The sequence below is a fragment of the Amycolatopsis minnesotensis genome (assembly GCF_039529815.1).
GTDB classification, from domain to species: Bacteria; Actinomycetota; Actinomycetes; order Mycobacteriales; family Pseudonocardiaceae; genus Amycolatopsis; species Amycolatopsis minnesotensis.
The window spans coordinates 135,059-154,016 of sequence record NZ_BAAANN010000002.1 but is presented as its reverse complement, the minus strand read 5'-3'; the positions used below and the strand labels follow the sequence as shown (position 1 = coordinate 154,016).

The following is an 18,958-nucleotide window of genomic DNA, read 5'->3' as shown; positions in this document are numbered from 1 at the left end:
CACACCGGCGGGTAGGTTGGACCTACGCCGAAGTGCGTTTAGCGGGCTAAACGCGCTCGCGGGCGCAGTGGGTCGCGTGGAACCGGGAGGGATGGTTGGCCGAGGCAGACCTGCGCTTCCGGGTTCTCGGTCCCGTCCAGCTGGTGGCAGGCGGGCAGCCGGTGCCGATCGGCGGGCCCGGTGTTCGCGGCCTGCTCGCGATGCTGGCGCTCGAGGCGAACCGGATCGTCGCACTGGACCGCATCATCGACGCGCTGTGGGATCACGATCCGCCCGCGACCGCGCGGACCATCGTGCACGGCAACGTCTCCGCGCTGCGGCGCTCGCTCCGCTCGGTGCAGAACCCCGACGGCGAGATCAGGATCGACACCGCGGCACCCGGCTACCGGCTCGTGGTCAGCCCGGAGCGCATCGACGTCTACCGCGCCCGCAGGCTGCTCGAAGCCGCGCGGGGCCGCCCGCCCGGCGAGCGGGTCGAGCTGCTCGCCGAAGCCAGCGCGCTGTGGGAGGGACCGTCGCTCGTGGGCGTCCCGGACGGGCTGCGGGCGCCCGAGCTGGCCGATCTGCGCCTCGCGGTGCGCGGCGAGCTGATGGACGCCCAGCTCGCGCTCGGCAAGCACACCGAGGTGATCACCGAGCTCAGCCAGGTGGTCCGGGACGATCCCCTCGCGGAGCGCTCGGTCGGCCAGCTGATGCGCGCGCTGTACTTCACCGGACGGCGGGCGGACGCGTTGCAGGCCTACCGGCGCACGGCGCGTTTCGCGGTCGAAACGCTGGGCATCGGACCCGGCCCCGAACTGCACGACCTGCACGACCGGATCCTCAACGACGAGCTGGTGCCGTCCACCGAGCTGAGCACCCGCCGCGCGGCGCCGAGGGCGGGCGCGCCCGCGCAGCTCCCGTCGACGGTCCCGGTGCTCGTCGGCAGGACGGCCGATCTCGGCTGGCTCGACGAGCAGCTCGCACGGTCCGGCGAGGGCGGTGGCGCGGTCGCCGTGGTCACCGGGACGGCGGGGATCGGCAAGAGCGCGCTCGTGGTGTCCTGGGCGCATCGCGTGTCGCCGCGCTTCCCCGACGGCGTGCTGTTCGCGGCACTGCGCGGGTTTTCCCCGGAGGACGAGCCGCTCACCCCGGACGCCGCGCTCGCGCAGTTCCTCCGCGGGCTCGGCGTCACGCCGGCCGAGATACCGGGTCCGGCCGAGGAGCGGATCGCGCTCTACCGTTCGCTGCTCGCCGAGCGCACCGTGCTCGTGGTGCTCGACGACGCGCGCGACGCGGACCAGGTGCGCCCGCTGCTGCCGCCGGGTTCGCGGTCGATGGCCGTGGTCACCAGCAGGTCCCGCCTCGACGGTCTCGCGGTCTCACACGTGGCGAAGGCGCGAGTGCTCGGCACGCTGCCGTCGCACGACGCGGTGCAGGTCATCGAGGAGCTGTCCGGGCCCGGCGACTACGACCTCAACCGCGCGCTGGCGAACCTCTGCGGGCACCTTCCGCTGGCGCTGCGCGTCGCGGGCGCACGCCTCGCCGCAAGTCCACAATGGACGGTTTCGGACCTGGTCGGCGAGCTGGCCAACGAACGGACCAGGCTGGCCGGGTTCGACTTCGGCACGGAAACCAGTGTGCGCGCGGCGTTCGACGCCTCGTACCGCGAGCTGGCGCCCGCGGTGGCGGCGACCGCCCGCGTGCTGGGCACCGTCGTCGGCGAGTCGATCTCACCGCAGCTCACCGCGCTGCTCGCCGGGCTCACCAGCACCGAGGCGCGCCGCCACCTGCGCGCGCTCGCCGCGCACCACCTGCTCACCGAAACCAGCAAGGACGTGTTCGCGCCGCACGACGACCTGGTCCGCCTGTACCTCCGCGAACTCGGCGAGGTCGCGTTCGGCGAGCAGGAGCGCGCCGAACTGCTGTCCAGGACGGCCACCTACTACCTCGCGGTGGCGGACCGGGCTCGCCGCAGGCTCCGGCCGGTGACCTTCCCCGCCGACTTCACCGCGCTGGTCAGCGAGCAGGACGTGCCGCCGCTGGACTCGGTCGACGCCGCGCTCGACTGGTTCGCGACGAACTGGCCCAACCTGATGGCGATGCTCGAATCGGTGCCGCCGGAGTACGCGTGGCAGCTCGCCGCGGTGATGCACGACTACCGCGTGGTGCGCCCGCTGCGCGGCGAATGGCGGAAACTGGTCGAGCTGGGCATGAAGGCGGCCGTCGCGGCGGGCAGCGAGACCGGCCGCGGCCGCATGCTGGTCGCGAGGTGCGCGCTGGCGCTCACCTTCGAACGCCCGGAAGGCAGCCTCCCCGACGCCGAAGAGGCGCTGGCGATCGCGCGGCGGACCGGTGACGAATCACTGTGGCGCACCGCGGAAATCCACGCCTGCAGCGCGCTGATCATGACCAGGAACGCCGACGAGGCGCTCATGCGGCTGCGCCCGCTCGTCGACGCGACCGTCCAGAAGGGCGAGCTCGCGCTGCAGGTGCGGGCGCGGACCGCGCTCGCCTACGGAGAGCGCTATCGCGCGAACTACGACGAAGCCATCGACCAGCAGCTCGCGTCGCTGCGGATCGACCGGGAGTTCGGCGACGACGCGCACGCCGCCGTGTCGCTCGACAACCTCGCCGGGCTGCACCTCGCCGCGCGGCGTTACCCCGAGGCGGAGCGCTACGCGCGCGAGGCGATCGGAGTTTCGGTCAGTCGTGGTTTCGTGCTGCGTGAAGGCGTCACGCGTGCGACCCTGGCAAGGATTCTCCGCGCGGTCGGCGACAGCGCGGGCGCGCGGGAACAGTTCACGCTGTCGGTGGAACTGCGGGAGCGCGCGAACACGCCGGGGCAGGTCACCACCCGCCCCGAACCGCTCAGTGGCGGCTCTTAGCGGATTCTTAGTGACACTGGGCCGACTGGACGTAAGGTTCTGCGACAACGCCGACCTGGCTCGGTCGGGGAGGTCCGAGCCGTGGTCGGCGTTGCCATCTCTCGTGCCGCCGGCCACCGCTCTCACTGGTCGAAGAGGCTCACTTCGCGCGTGATCTCCAGCAGTTCGTGCACCGGACGCCCGCGCCGCCCGTCGATCGTCGTCGTCCGGACCACGCGCAGCCGCGCGGTCACCGGGCGGTCCAGGTTCTCCTTGATCTCGTCGAGCAGGTCCGGCGCGACCGCGCCCTGGATCGTGCCGCCGCTCTCCCGCTCCAGGTAGAAGATCCGGCGGCGCGTGCGCACCCCGTCGAGCCTGCCGGAGACGGTCTCGTAGCCGACCTCCTCCCGCGATTCGCGCAGGCTCGAATGCAGCACCTTCGCCTGGTCCGAGGTCAGGCTCCGGACCACCTCGTCGCCCGCGGTCGGGGTGAGCTGCAGCCCGATCCCGGCGTTCTTCGTCACCGCGTTCACCACGTCGCTCACCGCGTTCCGGACGGTGTCGCGCTGGAGCAGCACGGCGTCGAGCGCGCCGTCGTCGGAACCATTAGCGGGCAGAAAGTCGCACAGCTCCTTCACCGCGCGCTCGGACAGCGTCTCGATCCCGTCGTGGATGAGCGCGTCCGCGGGCTCCGGCTCCGGGAAGCCGAAGAAGATCGCGTTGCCCGCCTGGCCGCGCTGGATCAGCGGCGCCTTGTCCCGGTCGGCGGGCTGGACGATGGTGACCTCGCCGGAGGGGTTGCGGATGATGTGCCCGATCTTCGCGGTCGCGTCCTGCAGCGCCCTGCCGATATCGGAGAACGTGTACGCGTCCGCCTGAGTCGACCCCAGCATCGCCACCTTCAGCAGCGGTGAGCGCGAGGTGCGTTCGAACTTGGCGTGCGCGGCCATCGCCGATGCCCGCGCCAGGTCGTCGAGCCACGTACCGCCCGGGATGTCCTCGGCGATCTGACGGAACGTGTTCACCGCTGTCTCTCTCCGCTCACCATGTCAGCTCCGGGAATCCCTGGCCGAGGCTCGACCACGCCGCCTCCCAGGTCTCCTCGTCGCTCGGGAACGCGAGGAACCCGTCGAGCAGGCCGCCGACCGGCTGCACCTGGTTCAGGTACATCACGGGCTGCCCGATGATCACCCCGCGGAGCGTCAGCAGGCCGTACAGCGCCTCGCGCGCCGGGCCCTGCAAGCGTTTCAGCATTCCCCAGTCCTCGGGGATGAGCACCACGTCGAGCCCGCCCGGCACGTTGTCCGTGCGCGCGATGAACTCGCCGCCGACCCAGGCCCGCCCCGCCGGGATGACCTTCGAAACCACGCCGAGGTAGCTGTTGAGCGCGCTGAACAGGATCTCGCGCTCGTTCTGGTGCGGTGCGTCGAACACGAGCCGCTCGTAGATGTCGGCGAGATCGGCCTGGTGCCGTCCGGGAGGCAGGAAGTTCGCCTGCGTCCAGTGCGGGAGTGGCACGCCCGCCCCCTCTCCCGGCCCGGAGTCACTGTCGGTCGTCGAACCTATCAGCGGCCCCTGCCGGGCCCGGCAGGTGGCCAGTCGTCGTCTCCCGGCCACGCCGGGGTACCGGATTCACGCGGCCAGTCCTCGTGCGGGACGTTTTCGAAGCCGGGAAGCGTGCCTTCGCGACGGCCCGGGTCCGGCTCGTCGGGGTCGTCCGGCCACACCTCCTCCCCGCGCGCCGCGGGGAAGTGGTCGGCCTCCTGGTCGTAGGGCACGTCCCGGTAGCCGTGCTCGTCGTGCGCCGGGGACGGCGCGGACACTCGCCGGGCCTCCTCCGGCTCGGCCGCGCGCCGTTCACGTTTGCGGTTGGCGGCGTTGACCAGCAGCCCGGTCACGAGCGCCCCCAACGCGAACGCGATCAGCAGCCACAGCCAGATCTGGCCGAACAGCCACAGCATGGTCCTCACCCCGCCCTGTCAGCGCACTTCGACTTCGACCCTGCGGTCGTCACCCTTCGTACTCGGCCTGCTGTCCCCGAATCCCTTCGCGACGAGCTTGTCCGCGGGGACGCCCGCCCCGGTCAGCACTTCCACGACGGCTTGCGCGCGCTCCTGCGACAGCTTGCGCGCGGCGCTCTTCCCGCCCGGCCCCTTCGCGACGTGGCCGTCGATTTCGAGCCGGGCGCCGGTCGGCGCGCTCGCGGCAAGCTCGGCGATCCGCTCCGCGGTCCGCTTTCCTTCGCCGGTCAGCTCGGCGGTGTCCGGTTCGAACGTGATCGGGTCCGCGGCGAGCGCGTCGTCGATCCGGGACTGCAGCGCCTCCTTGGTCAGGCGCGGCTGGGACGGCGGGCTGCTCGGTGGCGCGGTGTTCGGTGGCGCGGCGCTCGGTGGCGCGCTGCTCGGTGCGGCGGGCACGGGGGTGGGCGCTACGTCCTGAGTGGACACCGTCCGCACGCCGTCCACGCCGCGTACCGTCGCCGCGGCGCGTTCCGCGGTGTCCGCGCCGAACCCGCGCAGCTCCGCGTCACGGCCGTCGAAGGTGACCGACCCGCCGCCGAGGCCCGCCGACGCGAGCGCCGCGTCCGAGCGGGCGCCGAGATCGGCTTCGATCCCGTCCGCGCGCTGCCAGGTCGCGAGCAGCGCGAGGGCGCCGCTCACCAGCAGCGCGAGCGGCACTAGCCAGGCAAGGCGGGCAGCCGACATGAAGCGACTGTAAGCCGGTGCGGCTCGGCCCGCGACCGAAGCCGATCTCCGTGCTTCGATCGAAACCAGCAGGTCAGCTCGCCGTGGCCGAATCCGTGAGGCGTTCGGGGGCGGGGAGTGCCTGCTGGACCGCCGGCACCGGCGCGACGACCGGCTCCCGCGTGAACGGGGCCAGCTCCGGCCGCTTCGGCGCGAGGCCGTCCCCCATCGACTCGCCGCGGAGCTGGCGCTTGATCCAGGGCAGCAGGTGCGTCTTCGTCCAGGTCAGGTCCGAGCGCCGCGAGTCCATCCACGTCGACGGTTCCAGCTCGCCCCACGGCTCGCGCCAGTCCCCGTCCACCGGGATGCCGAGCGCCTCGGCGGTGCGCAGGGCGATCCTGCGGTGCGCCTCGGGGGTGAAGTGCAGGCGGTCGTCGCTCCAGGCGCGGCGGTCGTGCAGCGGCTGCATGGCCCACAGGTCCACCATGCGCGCGCCGTGCCGGTCCGCGATGGCCCACAGGTGCGCGTTGTAGATGCCGACCTTCCCGCGCAGCATGTGCATCACCGACAGCGTCTTGGTGTCCGGCCCGTTGAAGATGACGACGGTGATCCCGGCCTCGCGCAGCGCCGCCACGCCCGCCTCGAACTGGGCGGCGACCGCGTCGACGTCCGCGCCGGGCACGATGATGTCGTTGCCGCCCGCGCACAGCGTGACCAGGTCGGGCTTGATGTCGAGCGCGATCGGCACCTGCTCGGACATGATCTCGGCCAGCATCTTGCCGCGCAGTGCCAGGTTGGCGTACTGGAAGCCGGGGTGCCCGTCCGCGAGCACCTCGGCCAGCCGGTCCGCCCAGCCGCGGAAGCTGCCGTCCGGAAGCTCGTCGTTCAGTCCTTCGGTGAAGCTGTCACCGATCGCCACGTAGCTGTCGAAGCCGTACACCCGCTGTCCCCTTTCCCTCTTCACCCCTGGACCCCACGTCCCCTGATCAACCTCCGAGCATCCTCCGGGCGGCACGACCTACGCCACCGTCGGTTTGCTCGGAAGTCATAGTTTCTTACCTTGTCGGTCACAAGCGCACGCGCATTACCCTTATTTCACCTCGGATGTGCGTCGCGGTGTGGTGTTCGTCTCCCCGGACGTCGCCGTGGGCGGCCCACTCGGGCAGGCTAGGGGACGTGAACGACACGCCTTCCCGCGAATCCCTCGCGAGTGTGCTCGGCGGGCGCAAGGGCGCCGTCGACGCGAGCCTGCCCCCCGTCGGATTCGTCGTCGGCTGGCTCGCCGCGGGCCAGTCGATCGCGTGGGGCGCGTGGGCGGCGATCGGGGTGGCGGTGGTGGTCGGCGCGATCAGGCTGGTGCGCGGCGACCGCGCCCGCGCCGTCGTGGTGAGCCTCGCCGCGGTGATCGCCGCCGCGCTGGTCGCGCTGCACACCGGGCGCGCGCAGGACTTCTTCCTGATCCAGGTTCTGTCCAATGTGGCCAGTGCACTGCTGTGGGCGGCGAGCGCGGCGATCCGCTGGCCGCTGCTCGGTGTCGTGGTGGGCCTGCTGCTGGGGCAGAAGACGCGCTGGCGGAAGGATCCGGCGCTGCTGCGCGCGTATTCGATCGCGACGCTGGTGTGGTCGTGCCAGTACGTGCTGCGCGTGCTCGTGTACGTGCCGTTGTGGTGGACGGGGCAGCTCGTCGCGCTCGGCGTGGCGCGGACCGTGCTCACCTGGCCGTTGCAGGCGCTGACCATCGCGGTGAGCGGGTGGGTGCTCTACCGGGTGCTGCCCGCCGACCACCCCGGACTGCGGCTGGCGGAGCCGGAGCCCGGAAAAGGGCAATAAGATGGCCCCCGGCGAGGGGGGAGGTCCGGGGGCCGTCTACTACGGTACGCCCCGAATGCCGGTTCAGCCGAGTTTTCGCGAATCCCGTCGTGCCGTGTCCGTTCCGGTATCGATCCCGTCCGGCCGTCCCCACGCCCGCACGGCGGCGAGCCTCGCCGCGCCGAGCACCCCGTCGGAACTGCTCAGCACTTCCCGGCCCGCCAGCCGCTCCCGCACCAGCGAGCCCACCGGGCTGTCGGTCCCGAGCACGCTCCCGACCAGCACGATCGGCGTCCGCTCGCCGTCGTCCCTCGTCGCGAGCGCGTTCTCGGCGAGCAGGTCGGCGGCACGGGTGACGATCGCGCGCGACGGCTCGTCGAGGATTTCGCTCACCAGCGGGGCGAAGCGCGCGAGCCGGATCGGCGGTTCGCCGTTGACGGCGGTGATGAGCCGCCGCGACACCGCGAGCCGTTCGTCCTCTCCTGCGGGGTCGTGCACGCCGATCGCCTCGGCGAGCACCGCGGCGGGCAGCCCGTCCAGCGGCTCGCGCCCGCCGAGCGCGGCGAGCGTCGCGCGCACCGCCTCCCGGCCGATCCAGTACGCCGAGCCCTCGTCGCCGAGCAGCCAGCCGTAACCGCCCGATGTGGACACCAGCCGCCGGTCCCTGATCCGGCAGGCGATCGATCCCGTGCCCGCGACGAGCACGGTGCCGTCCGGGGAAACCGTCGCCGAGGCGAACGCGGCCTCGGCGTCGGTGACCGCGTGCACCTCGCCGCCCAGCCCGAGCGCGGCCCACGACCGCTCGAACACGCCCGCGATCGCCGGATCGCTGAGCTTGCTCACCCCCGCCATGCCGACCACGCACGCGTCCGTCCGAAGTGGATCAAGCGAGCCGAGCGCGAGCGTGATCGCCTCGGCGATGTGCGCGGCCGCCTCCGACGGCGGGTGCGAGTTGGGGTTGGCGCCGCCGGCGCGGCCGGTACCGACCACGGTCCCCTCGGCGTCGACCGCGAGCGCGCGCGTCGAGGTACCGCCCGCGTCGACTCCGACGACGTGGCTCACCTGGTCTTGGTTTCCTTCTTCAGCCCGCGCGGACGGTCCGGGTCGCCGCCGCGCGCGAGCGAGAGCCCGAGCGCGAGCCGTTGCACCGGCAGCACTTCGAGCACCGGCGCGAGCTCCTCGGCGACCACGGGCACCGGGATCCGCAGCGCCGCGGGCACATCGTCCGAAGAGGACCCGACGGCGAGCACGTCGGCTCCGCGGTCGGTGACCGCGTCGAGCACGTCGTGCATCGCCGAGCCGCCGCGCCCGGCGCCGGTGACCGCGAGCACCGCGGTTTCGCCGTCGATCGCGGCGACCGGGCCGTGCAGCAGGTCCGCGCCGCTGTAGGCGCGGGCGGCGAGGTAACTGGTCTCCGCGAGCTTGAGCGCGGATTCGAGCGCGGTCGCGTAGGAGTAGCCGCGGCCGGTGGTGATCACCCTGTCCACGAAGCGGTAGCGGTCCGTCGCGCGCCGGACGCCTTCCTCCGCGTCGCGCAGCGTCCGCTCCGCCAGCTCGCCGATGTTCGCCGCGTCCGCGCCGTCGCCGCCGCGGACGGCGTCGATCAGGAGGTAGAGCGCCATCAGCGTGGCCGAGTAGGTCTTCGTCGCGGCGACCGCGTTCTCCTTGCCGGCGCCGATGTCGACGGCCAGTTCGGCGGCGCTGTGCAGCGGCGAGGACGGGGTGTTGCTGACCGAGACGGTGAGCGCGCCCTGCTTGCGCGCGGCCTCGGTGACCTCGATCAGATCGGGCGAGCCGCCGCTCTGGCTCACCGACACGAGCAGGACGTCGCGCAGGTCGGGGCGGGCGCCGTAGAGGGTCACGGTGGACGGCGAGACGAGCCCGGCGGGCAGCCCGAGCAGCACCTCGATCAAGTACTTGGCGTAGAGCGCGGCGTGATCGCTGCTGCCGCGCGCGGCGAGCAGGGCGAAGCGCGGCGGGCGTTCGGCGATGGCGGAGGCGACCGCGGCGATGTCCGCGCGCCGCTCGACCAGCCCGGCCAGCACCGCGGGCTGCTCGGCGATCTCGGCGGCCATGAACTCGCCAGGACGTACTTCGCTGCTGGTCATGCTCTCCTCTTTCGGCGGTCTCCGCCCGGCCCCCGGCCCGGCAAGGTCTAGACCAATGCTAACCCGGGAGGGGGGTGGTACGGGAAGCCTAGCGTCGTGAGCGTCGCAGGCCGAGGGCTTCGTCCCGCCCGTTTCGCACCGCACGAGTGACGCCCATGACGACCAAAAGGGGGCGGCGTGCGGCACACTGTCGGAACGACTGTCCGGGCGCCGGGGGCGCCCGCTGGTGGGAGAAGAGCAGGGAGCGGGTCATGTTGGAGTCATCGACCGCCGGGGACCCCGGTGCGGCGACGGGTGTGCGCGGGCAGCGCGAACCCAAGTACTGGGCGTTGAAGCAGCACCTGCTCGATCTCCTCGACGCGCTCCCGCCCGGTTCGCCGATCCCCACCGAGCGCACGCTGGCGACCGAGTTCACCGTGTCGCGCACGACCGTCCGCCAGGCGCTGCACGACCTGACCGCCGAGGGCAGGCTCCACCGCGTGCAGGGCAAGGGCACCTTCGCCGCCGAGCCGAAGCTCGCGCAGCGGCTGCAGCTTTCCTCCTACACCGAGGACATGCGCGCGCAAGGCCGCGAGCCGTCCTCGAAGCTGCTCGAAATCGAAGAACTGGTGGCCGAACCCGAGCTGGCGAAGCTCCTCGCCATCCGCAACGGCTCGAAGATCCTGCGCATGCGGCGGCTGCGGCTCGCCGACGCCGAACCGATGGCGCTGGAAACCACCCACCTCCCGCTCGGCCGGTTTCGCGGGCTGCGCAAGCACATTTCGGCGGGCGGCTCGCTGTATTCGGTGCTGCGCGAGCACTACGGCGTCGTGATGGACCGCGCCGAGGAGACCATCGAGACCTCGCTCGCCGGGCCGCAGGAGGCGGAGCTGCTCGGCGCCGACGTCGGCATGCCGATGCTGCTGCTGTCCCGGCACTCCTTCGCCGACGACGGCAAGCCCGTCGAGTTCGTCCGCTCGATCTACCGGGGGGACCGGTACAAGTTCATCACCACCCTGAACCGCCCCTGATCTTCTTGCCCCCATGCCCGCACCATGCCCTGAAGGCCGCCTTCGGGGAATCTGACGCCGCGATCTCGCCCCTCGCGGCGCGCGGCCATGGTGTTGCCGATGCCCTGATGGGTGCCTTCGCGGCGTCAGGTTCCCTCAAGGGCTCCTTCGGGGCATGCGGCTTGGAGCAGAGCGGGCACGCGAAGGCCACCTCCGCGGCGTTCACGCCCCTGAAGGTTCCCTTTCGGGGCACGAGCGCGGAAACGGGACCGAGGCGCGGCTGCGAAATCCCAGCCCGTGCCGTGAAGGACGCCTTCGGCGCATGAGCAGCGCACCCTGCTCGCCCGCGAGGGCGGAGAAAGCGGCGCTGGACTCCCGAAGGTCACGGTGATGATGCGCGCGTGTCGATTCCGGTGCGATAGGTGGCGGAAATGTGGAGCCGTCCGGGTGATCCACCGGGGCTTGGCCCCATGCCCGCACCATGCCCGCCCCATGCCCTGAAGGCCGCCTTCGGGGAATCTGACGTCGCGATCTCGCCCCTCGTGGCGCGCGGCCATGGTGTTGCCGATGCCCTGATGGGTGCCTTCGCGGCGTCAGGTTCCCTCAAGGGCCCCTTCGGAGCATGCGGCCTGGAGCGGAGCGGGCCCGCGACGCATGCACGGCTCGCTGAGTGCGTTTAGCCCGCTAACTGCAGGCAGGCGGCCGGGCGGGGGCAGGTGGACCGGGCGCGAGGATGCGGCGGCACGGCAGGCACGGGGATACTGCGACCGGAGTGAAGGGGGTGAGCCGATGACGGCACCGGCCGACGTGGTGCGCTGGGGAACGCCGGTGGCGCGCGGGGTGCTCGCCACCACCATTCTCGGGTCCGGCATGGCCATGCTCGACGGCACCATCGTCACCGTGGCGCTGCCGAAGATCGGCTCCGAGCTGAACGCCTCCTTCGCCGATCTGCAATGGATCCTCGACGGCTACCTGCTCTCGCTCGCCGCGCTCATCCTCATCGCGGGCTCGCTCGGCGACCGGTACGGCAGGCGGCGGCTGTTCGTGATCGGCGTGATCTGGTTCGGCGTCGCGTCCGTCCTGTGCGGCGCCGCCGTGTCGACGGGCATGCTCGTGGCCACCCGGATCCTGCAGGGCATCGGCGGCGCCCTGCTGACGCCGGGTTCGCTGGCGATCCTGCAGTCCACGTTCGCCCGCGAGGACAGGGCGCGCGCGATCGGCGCGTGGTCCGGCCTCGGCGGGATCGCCGCCGCCATCGGCCCGCTGCTCGGCGGGCTGCTCGTGCAGCTCGGTTCGTGGCGGCTGGCGTTCCTGATCAACCTGCCGCTCGCCGCGGTGTGCGTGTGGCTCGCGAAGAAGTACGTGCCGGAGTCGTGCGACGCCGAGACCAAGGGCAGGCCCGATTTCGTGGCTTCGGCGGCGGGCGCGCTCGGGCTCGCGGGGATCACGTTCGCGCTGGTCGAAGCGCCGCCGCGCGGGGCAGGCGACCCGATGGTGCTGGGCGCGGGTGTGCTCGGCGTGCTCGCGATGGGCGCGTTCGTGCGGATCCAGCTGCGCTCCGCCGATCCGCTCGTGCCGCCGTCGCTGTTCCGCGACCGCACCTTCACCCTCGCCAACGCGCTGACGCTGGTCGTCTACGCGGCGCTGGGCGTCGTGATGATGCTGATGGTCATGCAGCTTCAGGTCTCGCTCGGGTACGGCTCGACCGCGGCGGGGCTGGCCGGGCTGCCGATCACGATCATCATGCTGCTGCTGTCGAGCCGCTCCGGTGCGCTCGCGGCGCGAATCGGCCCGCGCGCCCAGCTCGTCACGGGCCCGTTCCTGATCGCGGCCGGGATGCTCCTGCTGATGCGCGTCGAACCCGGCGCGTCCTATCCCGGCACGGTGCTGCCCGCCGTAGTGGTGTTCGGTCTCGGGCTCGCGACCGTCGTCGCGCCGGTGACCGCGACCGTGCTGGCGGCCGCGCCGGACCACTTCGCCGGGGTCGCCTCCGGGGTCAACAACGCGATCGCGCGGACGGGCAGCCTGCTCGCCATCGCGGTGCTGCCCGCGGTGGCCGGGCTCAGCGGCGTCGCCTACGCCGACCCGGTGGCGCTGACCTCGGGGTGGCGGACCTCGCTCCTGGTCTGCGCGGCGCTCGCGGTCGCCGGCGGGCTGGTGGCACTCGGCGTCCACAACAAGGTGCTCGCCTCGGACGCGGCGGACCCGCCACCGGAGGAAGCGGCCCCGGAGCCGGGGAAGTGCCTGCACTGCGGGGTCGAAGGCCCGCCTACGCACGTCCGGTCGAAGCACCATTCGACGGGCTGAGCCGGTCCTGGTACAGCGCGAGCACGATCTGCGCGAGATCGCCGGGATCGGCGAGGGTGAGCCCGGTGAGCTGCTCGATGCGCCGCAGCCGGTAGTCGAGGGTGTTCGCGTGGATGGTCAGCGCGGTGGCCGCGCGCCTGCGGTCGAGCTTGCTGCCGACGAAGGTTTCGAGCGTGCGGACGAGTTCGGGTGAGCCCTGCCGTCCTGGTTTGCGGAGCGGGCCGAGCACGCGTTCGCGCAGGGTGTTCGCGAGCTGCGGTGAGCGGGCGAGCAGCTGGGCGGGGAGCAGGTCGGTGTCGTCGAGCACGCCGCGGTGACCGAGCTTGAGCGCGGTCTGCACCCGCAGCCGGGCCAGCTCCAGCGCGCCGGGGAGGTCCTCGCGGGACACCGGTTCGCTGAGCGTGGCGACCGCGCCGGGCCGGGTGAGCCTGGCCGCGGTGACCTCCGTGGCCGCGACGCCCGAGATCCGGTCGGCCTCGGTGAGCGCGAGCAGGCCGAGCGCGCGCAGGTCGCGGGCCAGCCTGCCGTGCGTGCCGGGCGCCGACTCCGGTACCGAGATCGCGAACGCGCGGTAGGACTCGCACAGCCCGAACCCGGCGCGTTCGGCGCGGCGGTTCAGCTCGTCGGGGTCGGCCAGCGGGTCGAGGAGCGCTTCGAGCAGCGCGCGTGCGGTCGTTTCGCGCTCGGAGATCAGTTCGTCCCGTTCTTCGACGTAGGCGAGGGCGACCACGGTGGACACGGCGTCGATGTAGCCCATCACCCGGTCCGCGACGTGCAGCAGGACGTGCTGCTCCTCGTCCGCGGTGGCCGCCTCGGTGAGCGCCGCCCAGACGACCCGGCCGCCGAGACGATAAGCCCGCAAAACGTCCTGGAGCGGCAGGCCGTCGCGTCCGCGCTGCTTCGCCGACAGCCGCATCTCCTCCAGCTCGACGCCGTTCGGGCCGCGGTCGTCGAGGATGCAGTGCTTGGCCACTTGGAGGTTGCGCCCGATGATGGCCAGTACTTCGCCGTGCAGCAGCGTCGACGGCATCCTGGCGTAGCCGCGCACCGAGGGCAGGAACTGGTCGACGATCCGCAGCGCGATCCCGTCGAGGTCGACCTTGGCCACGATCTCGCCGATCAGTTCCCGCTCGCGCGACATCGACCCTCCTCGCAGGTTCGTGACAGTTCACAACCTGTTGGGGACAACGAGCGTGCCGGGAAGAAGACTCACACCGGCAGGAAGAACGGGGTGCACTTCGGCGCCGGTGCGTGCTCGGGGTCGAGCGCCTTCAGAACGTGCGCGAGGACGTTCGGGTCGACGGCCTGGCCGAGGTGGCCCACGTGGTCAGACGGGCACTCGTCCTGCAGCACGATGTCGGTCGTCCCCGGTTCGCCGAGCACTCCGCTCGTGTACGGCGTGACCACCTCGTCGCCCTTGCTGACGATGCTGGTGTAGGTCGGCCCCGGCACGGAGATGCCGCCTTCGGCCAGCTCGTCGAGGAACGACGACGGGGGCAGGTACTCGTCGCAGGGCCCGCAGCCCGCCTTCACGAGGTCGCCGATCCCGGGCAGCTTCAGGAGCTCCTTCGCGAGCGCGTTTAGCCCGCTCAACGTCGTCCCCCGGTAGTTGGCGCCGAAGCCGGCGAAGTGCTTGACCTTGGCCGCCCCGCCCAGGTGCTTCAGGTAGTAGGCGGGCACGGTGCTGCCCTCGGAGTGCCCGACGATGTCCACTTTCGCCGCGCCGGTCTTGTCGAGCACTTTGTCGATGTAGTCGCTCAGCTCCGCCGCGCTCTTCCGCATCGGCTGGAGCCCACCGGCGAGCGTGCCGAGCAGCCCGGCGCCGTAGGTCGGTGTGAAGACGCAGTAGCCCTGCCCGGCTATCGCGGGCGCCATGGTCAGCCAGTTCACGACCCCGTTCGCGCCCATGCCGTGCACCAGCACGACCGGTTCGGGATGCTCCGGTGCCGGTTCGCACGACCAGTTGTTGATCCTCTCCGGTGGCGGGAAGCCCGAAGCTTCGGCCGGGCCGTTCGCGACAGTGAGCCCGGCGAGCGTGGCGGCCGCGGTGAGTACCGCGGCCGCCAGCACGCGTACCCGCCGCCGTCCTGAGCTGTGGTCGTACATAGGGGTGCTCTCCTCCTACTCGCGGGTAATGACTGGGTCACATCATGATCGCGAGTGATCTGGATAACACCGGGTGTCGCCCAGAGTCCGGGGCCGGTTCTCGTGACCGGTCACAAGGCGAGCAGGTCGGCGAGCTGGCGCGGATCCACGTTGCCGCCGGAAAGCACCGCCACCGTCTTGCCCTGGGGTAGCTCGTCCGGGTGGAACAAGTAGGCCGCGGTCGACACGGCCCCGCTCGGCTCGGCGATCAGCCGGGACCTGTGCGCGATCGTCCGCACGGCCTCGCGGATCTCGTCCTCGCTGACCGTGACGATCCCGTCCACGTGCGCCCGGAGGTGGGCGAAGGTCAGCTCGGACGGCTGCGAGCGCAGCCCGTCGGCGATCGTGCGGGCGCGCCGGTCCGGCGCCCAGTCCGCGCGGGCGCCGGTGCGCAGGCCTTCCGCGGTGTCGGCGGCGAGCTCGGGCTCGGCGAGGAAGACCCGCACCGACGGCTTCAGCGCCTTGACCGCGGCGGAGATGCCCGACGCGAGGCCGCCGCCGCTCACCGGGATCAGCACGACCTCCACCTCGGGCAGGTCCTCGGCGATTTCCAGGCCGATCGTGCCCTGGCCCGCGATCACGTCGCGGTGGTCGAACGGCGGCACGAGGGTGAGCCCGCGCTCTCCGGCGATTTCGTACGCGCGCGATTCGCGTTCGGCCATCGGCACTTCGACGACTTCGGCGCCGTGCGCGGCGGTGGCTTCGACCTTCATGCGCGGGGTGACGTCCGGGACCACGATGACCGCGGGGATGCCGAACTGCTTCGCCGCGAAAGCCACCGCTTGCGCGTGATTGCCACTCGAATAGGCGACGACGCCTCGGGTGCGGGCGGGTTCGTCGAGCGAAGCGATCGCGTTGAACGCGCCGCGGATCTTGAACGCGCCGATTTGCTGCAGGCTTTCGGCTTTCAGCCACAGCGGGGAGCCGGTCGCCCACGGCTGCGGCAGCAGCGGCGTCCGCAGCGCGTGCGCGCCGATCCTGCCCGCCGCCGCGCGGATTTCCTCGATCGTCACCAGATTCATGTCCTGAGTATGTCAAGGAATTGTGAACGCAAGCCAGTCCATTGTGGACATTCGGAGTGGTCCTGCTCACTGCCGGGCAACGAGGGAACCTTCCCAGACGACATAACCGTTGGGTAAAGAAGACGTCCGCGGGCTACCAGATCGGAACCATGTCGAAATCAGCTGCCTCCCCCGGGGAGGGTGACAGAAAGACTGAGCAGGAAACGGCTTCATCGGAGAAGTCGGGTATCAAGATCGCACAGGTCGTGGCCGCCGCGCTGGCGGCGGTGACCGCCGCCGTGCTCGGCTCGACGATCGGCGTCGCGGGAACGGTGGTCGGCGCCGGTATCGCGAGCGTGATCACGACCGTCGGCGGCGAGCTGTACCTGCGCTCGCTGCACCGCACGAAGGAAGCCGCGCAGCGCACGAAGGACCTGGCGAAGGCGCTCGCCGTGAAGGACGCGCGCGCGACCAGGGCCATGCCGGTGCGGCAGCGGGGGACCGCGCGGCACGGCGCGCCCGGCTGGCCGACGGCGGACCAGGACGAGCAGGCGACCGTGCACCTGCCGAGGCCGGGCCTCGACGGTGACGCGACCGTGCAACTGCCGAAACCGGGCGAGACGATGCCGCCGCCGGACGAGCCGGGCAGGCTGCGCAAGCTGCGGTGGCCGCTGATCATCGGTACCAGCGCGGCCGCGTTCGTCGCGGCGATCGTGCTGATCACCGGGTTCGAGCTGACCACGGGCAACGCCATCTCCGGCGGGAACGGGACCACGGCCGGGCACCTGTTCGGCGGCGGGAAGCAGCAGGAAAAGACCCCTGAGCAGCCCGCGCCGTCGCGGGAGAACCCGGGCGAGGACAAGACCGGCTCGCCGAGCACGTCACCGAGCAGCCGGCGGCAGGCGCCGCCGACGAGCGGCCAGCAGCGGCCACCGGAGAGTTCGGCCCCGTCGACGCAGCCCAGCACGCCGAAGTCGTCGGACACCCCGACGCCGACGAAGTCCGAGGCACCGCCGACTCCGGGAAGCGGGAACAGCGGCAACGGCGGCAACGGCGGCAACACGGGCAACGGCACCGGTGACGACAACGCCAGGTGACCAGCGCGAGGACGGCCCCGGGCGTGCCATCGCCGGGGCCGTCCTTCGTGTTCGGCGGCGTGCTTACGCCAAGCGTCCGCGCAGGGCGCGCGCGGCGGCCGCCGGGTCCTCGGCGCCGGTGATGGCCCGCACGACGACGATCCTGGTCGCCCCCGCTTCGAGCACCTGCGGGAGCCGTTCGCCGTCGATGCCGCCGATCGCGAACCACGGCCGCGCCGTGCCCGCTTCGGCGACCGCGCGCACCAGGGGGAGGCCGGGCGCGTCCCGGCCCGGCTTGGTGGGCGTCGGCCAGCACGGGCCGGTGCAGAAGTAGTCGACGCCGTCCTCGCGCGAGGCCGCGCGCGCCTGCGCTTCGGAGTGGGTGGAGCGGCCGATCACCACGTCGTCGCCGAGCACGCGCCTGGCCAGCGGCACCGGGATGTCGTCCTGGCCGAGGTGCAGCACGTCCGCGTCGACGGCGAGCGCGACGTCCGCGCGGTCGTTGACCGACAGCAGCGCGCCGTGCCGCGCGCACGCCTCGGCGAGCACCTCCAGCGCGGCGATTTCGCGCTTCGCCTCCAGCGGGCCGTCGGCGCCCTTGTCACGAAGCTGGATGACGTCGACGCCGCCGGAAAGCGCCGCGTCGGCGAATCCGGCCAGGTCACCGCGGTCCTCCCGGGCGTCCGTGCACAGGTACAGGCGCGCGTCGTCGAGTCGTTTCCGGATCTGTTCACCAGTCAAGCCAGGCATGGCGCCACGGTAGCCCGCGCGCTACGGTGGGGTGGTCCGCACGGGAGCCCGAGGCACGGGCTGAGAGGGAGCCGCACCGCTCCGACCGTGGAACCTGATCCGGGTAATGCCGGCGCAGGGAGCGTGATCGGAAGTATGAGCGAAAACATCGTGATCGCCGGTGGTGGTGTCATCGGGCTGTCCGTGGCGTGGCGCGCCGCGGCGGCGGGCCACCGGGTACGCCTCGTCGATCCGGAGCCCGGCCGGGGCGCGTCGTGGGTCGCGGGCGGCATGCTCGCCCCCGTCACCGAGGCGTGGCCAGGCGAGGAAGACACCCTCGACCTCGGCCAGGAGTCGCTCCGGCGGTGGCCGGGGTTCGCCGAGGACCTCGCCGCCGACGGCGGGGACCCCGGCCTGTCACTGGCGGGAACCGTCGTCGTCGCGCACGACAGCGCCGACGCCGAGCAGCTCCGGGTGCTCGGCGAGTACCTGGTGGCGCTCGGCCGCTCGGCCGAGTCGCTGACCGGCCGCGAGCTGGGCAGGCTGGTACCCGGCTTGTCCGTCCGAAGTGGACTGTCGGTGCCCGGCGATCTCGCGGTGGACAACCGGAAACTGCTCACCGCGCTGCTGGCTGCCGCGCGGAAGCGCGGTGTCGAGTTCGTGCCGCGCGAGGTCACCGGGATCCGTCCCGGCGCGGTCGTCGCCGGTGCGGAGCTGCGGTGTGACGCGGTGGTGATCGCCGCGGGCGCCCGCAGCGGCCGCCTGCACCCCGCGCTGGCCGGGCTCGTCCGCCCGCTGAAGGGCGAGATCCTGCGGCTGAAACCGGCGAGGGGCTGCCTTCCCCCGCCGGATCGCACGGTGCGCGCCGTCGTCGAAGGCAGGCCGATCTACCTCGTGCCGCGCGCCGACGGCGAGATCGTGCTCGGCGCGACCCAGTACGAAGCCGGTTTCGACGAGGCGGTCACCGCGAAGGGCGTTCGTGAGCTGCTGGAAGGCGCCGAGCGGGTCTTCCCGGCGATCGCGGAGTACGAGCTGACCGAGATCGCCGCCGGGCTGCGCGCCGCCAGCGTCGACACGCTGCCCGTGCTCGGCGAACTGGAGCCGGGCGTGCTCGCGGCGACCGGGCACCACCGCAACGGCCTGCTGCTCGCGCCGGTCACCGCGGACGCGGTGCTCGCGATGCTCGGCGGGGCACCGCTCCCGCCGCACGTCGGGCCGACGGCACCGGCCAGGGCGCACTCGATGATCCCGGAAGGAGCGTGAC

General features: G+C 72.2%; 17 protein-coding genes and 1 riboswitch. Of the genes, 6 read left to right on the top strand and 11 right to left on the bottom strand.

Translation table 11 applies throughout. The annotated features are described in order from the left end of the window. Window positions 1-95 precede the first annotated feature (95 nt). Window positions 96-2,867: an AfsR/SARP family transcriptional regulator gene (locus ABD256_RS02775; protein WP_344412999.1), complete on the top strand. Its 2,772-nt coding sequence runs from the start codon at window positions 96-98 to the stop codon at window positions 2,865-2,867. A 122-nt stretch (window positions 2,868-2,989) separates the two neighbouring features. Here ABD256_RS02775 and ABD256_RS02770 read toward each other — a convergent pair whose 3' ends face one another. From ABD256_RS02770 to ABD256_RS02750, 5 genes are all read right to left on the bottom strand, one after another. Then, window positions 2,990-3,871, bottom strand: a complete 882-nt coding sequence (locus ABD256_RS02770) for a hypothetical protein (RefSeq protein WP_344412996.1) — start codon at window positions 3,869-3,871, stop codon at window positions 2,990-2,992. A gap of 16 nt (window positions 3,872-3,887) precedes the next feature. Continuing rightward, a complete protein-coding gene (locus ABD256_RS02765; RefSeq protein ID WP_344412994.1) occupies window positions 3,888-4,364 on the bottom strand; it encodes a DUF6932 family protein in 477 nt (158 codons plus the stop codon). A 47-nt stretch (window positions 4,365-4,411) separates the two neighbouring features. Next, the gene (locus ABD256_RS02760; protein ID WP_344412992.1) at window positions 4,412-4,807 is read right to left on the bottom strand and encodes a LapA family protein; all 396 of its coding nucleotides are present in this window, start codon (window positions 4,805-4,807) and stop codon (window positions 4,412-4,414) included. An 18-nt stretch (window positions 4,808-4,825) separates the two neighbouring features. Then, window positions 4,826-5,551, bottom strand: coding sequence for an OmpA family protein (locus tag ABD256_RS02755; protein WP_344412990.1), 726 nt, complete (start codon window positions 5,549-5,551; stop codon window positions 4,826-4,828). Window positions 5,552-5,624: 73 nt separating this feature from the next. Further along, entirely contained in the window at window positions 5,625-6,470 is an 846-nt protein-coding gene (locus tag ABD256_RS02750) for an SGNH/GDSL hydrolase family protein (RefSeq protein WP_344412988.1), read from the bottom strand. A 236-nt stretch (window positions 6,471-6,706) separates the two neighbouring features. On the opposite strand from ABD256_RS02750, the gene ABD256_RS02745 reads away from it, so the two are divergent. After that, window positions 6,707-7,360, top strand: a complete 654-nt coding sequence (locus ABD256_RS02745; protein WP_344412986.1) for a DUF3159 domain-containing protein — start codon at window positions 6,707-6,709, stop codon at window positions 7,358-7,360. Window positions 7,361-7,423: 63 nt separating this feature from the next. Here ABD256_RS02745 and ABD256_RS02740 read toward each other — a convergent pair whose 3' ends face one another. Both ABD256_RS02740 and ABD256_RS02735 read right to left on the bottom strand, forming a co-directional pair. After that, window positions 7,424-8,401: an N-acetylglucosamine kinase gene (locus ABD256_RS02740; protein ID WP_344412984.1), complete on the bottom strand. Its 978-nt coding sequence runs from the start codon at window positions 8,399-8,401 to the stop codon at window positions 7,424-7,426. Next, a complete protein-coding gene (locus ABD256_RS02735; RefSeq protein ID WP_344412982.1) occupies window positions 8,398-9,447 on the bottom strand; it encodes an SIS domain-containing protein in 1,050 nt (349 codons plus the stop codon). The genes ABD256_RS02740 and ABD256_RS02735 overlap by 4 nt, the downstream gene beginning before the upstream one ends. Window positions 9,448-9,698: 251 nt before the next feature. Between ABD256_RS02735 and ABD256_RS02730 the strand changes: the two genes are divergently transcribed. Continuing rightward, window positions 9,699-10,457 (top strand): GntR family transcriptional regulator, encoded by a 759-nt coding sequence (locus ABD256_RS02730; RefSeq protein ID WP_344412980.1) that lies wholly within the window; start codon window positions 9,699-9,701, stop codon window positions 10,455-10,457. A 768-nt stretch (window positions 10,458-11,225) separates the two neighbouring features. Next, on the top strand, window positions 11,226-12,743 hold the full coding sequence (locus tag ABD256_RS02725) for an MFS transporter (protein ID WP_344412978.1): 1,518 nt from the start codon (window positions 11,226-11,228) through the stop codon (window positions 12,741-12,743). Here the strand turns inward: ABD256_RS02725 and ABD256_RS02720 are convergent. The 3 genes from ABD256_RS02720 to ABD256_RS02710 all read right to left on the bottom strand — a co-directional run bounded on the left by ABD256_RS02720 (window position 12,706) and on the right by ABD256_RS02710 (window position 15,910). Further along, window positions 12,706-13,884, bottom strand: coding sequence for a PucR family transcriptional regulator (locus ABD256_RS02720; RefSeq protein ID WP_344412976.1), 1,179 nt, complete (start codon window positions 13,882-13,884; stop codon window positions 12,706-12,708). The two genes, ABD256_RS02725 and ABD256_RS02720, sit on opposite strands and share 38 nt — an antisense overlap. Before the next feature lie 68 nt (window positions 13,885-13,952). Next, on the bottom strand, window positions 13,953-14,849 hold the full coding sequence (locus ABD256_RS02715) for an esterase/lipase family protein (protein ID WP_344412973.1): 897 nt from the start codon (window positions 14,847-14,849) through the stop codon (window positions 13,953-13,955). Between the two features lie 110 nt (window positions 14,850-14,959). Next, window positions 14,960-15,910, bottom strand: a complete 951-nt coding sequence (locus ABD256_RS02710) for a threonine ammonia-lyase (RefSeq protein WP_344412971.1) — start codon at window positions 15,908-15,910, stop codon at window positions 14,960-14,962. Window positions 15,911-16,155: 245 nt separating this feature from the next. On the opposite strand from ABD256_RS02710, the gene ABD256_RS02705 reads away from it, so the two are divergent. Next, on the top strand, window positions 16,156-16,986 hold the full coding sequence (locus ABD256_RS02705) for a hypothetical protein (protein ID WP_344412969.1): 831 nt from the start codon (window positions 16,156-16,158) through the stop codon (window positions 16,984-16,986). 63 nt (window positions 16,987-17,049) lie between these two features. On the opposite strand, the gene thiE is transcribed toward ABD256_RS02705, so the two are convergent. After that, window positions 17,050-17,715 (bottom strand): thiamine phosphate synthase, encoded by a 666-nt coding sequence (gene thiE, locus ABD256_RS02700; protein ID WP_344412967.1) that lies wholly within the window; start codon window positions 17,713-17,715, stop codon window positions 17,050-17,052. A gap of 30 nt (window positions 17,716-17,745) precedes the next feature. Then, window positions 17,746-17,853: riboswitch (TPP riboswitch) on the top strand. Between thiE and thiO the strand changes: the two genes are divergently transcribed. Beyond that, window positions 17,851-18,957, top strand: coding sequence for a glycine oxidase ThiO (thiO, locus tag ABD256_RS02695; protein WP_344412965.1), 1,107 nt, complete (start codon window positions 17,851-17,853; stop codon window positions 18,955-18,957). It overlaps the preceding riboswitch by 3 nt. Window position 18,958 lies beyond the last annotated feature (1 nt).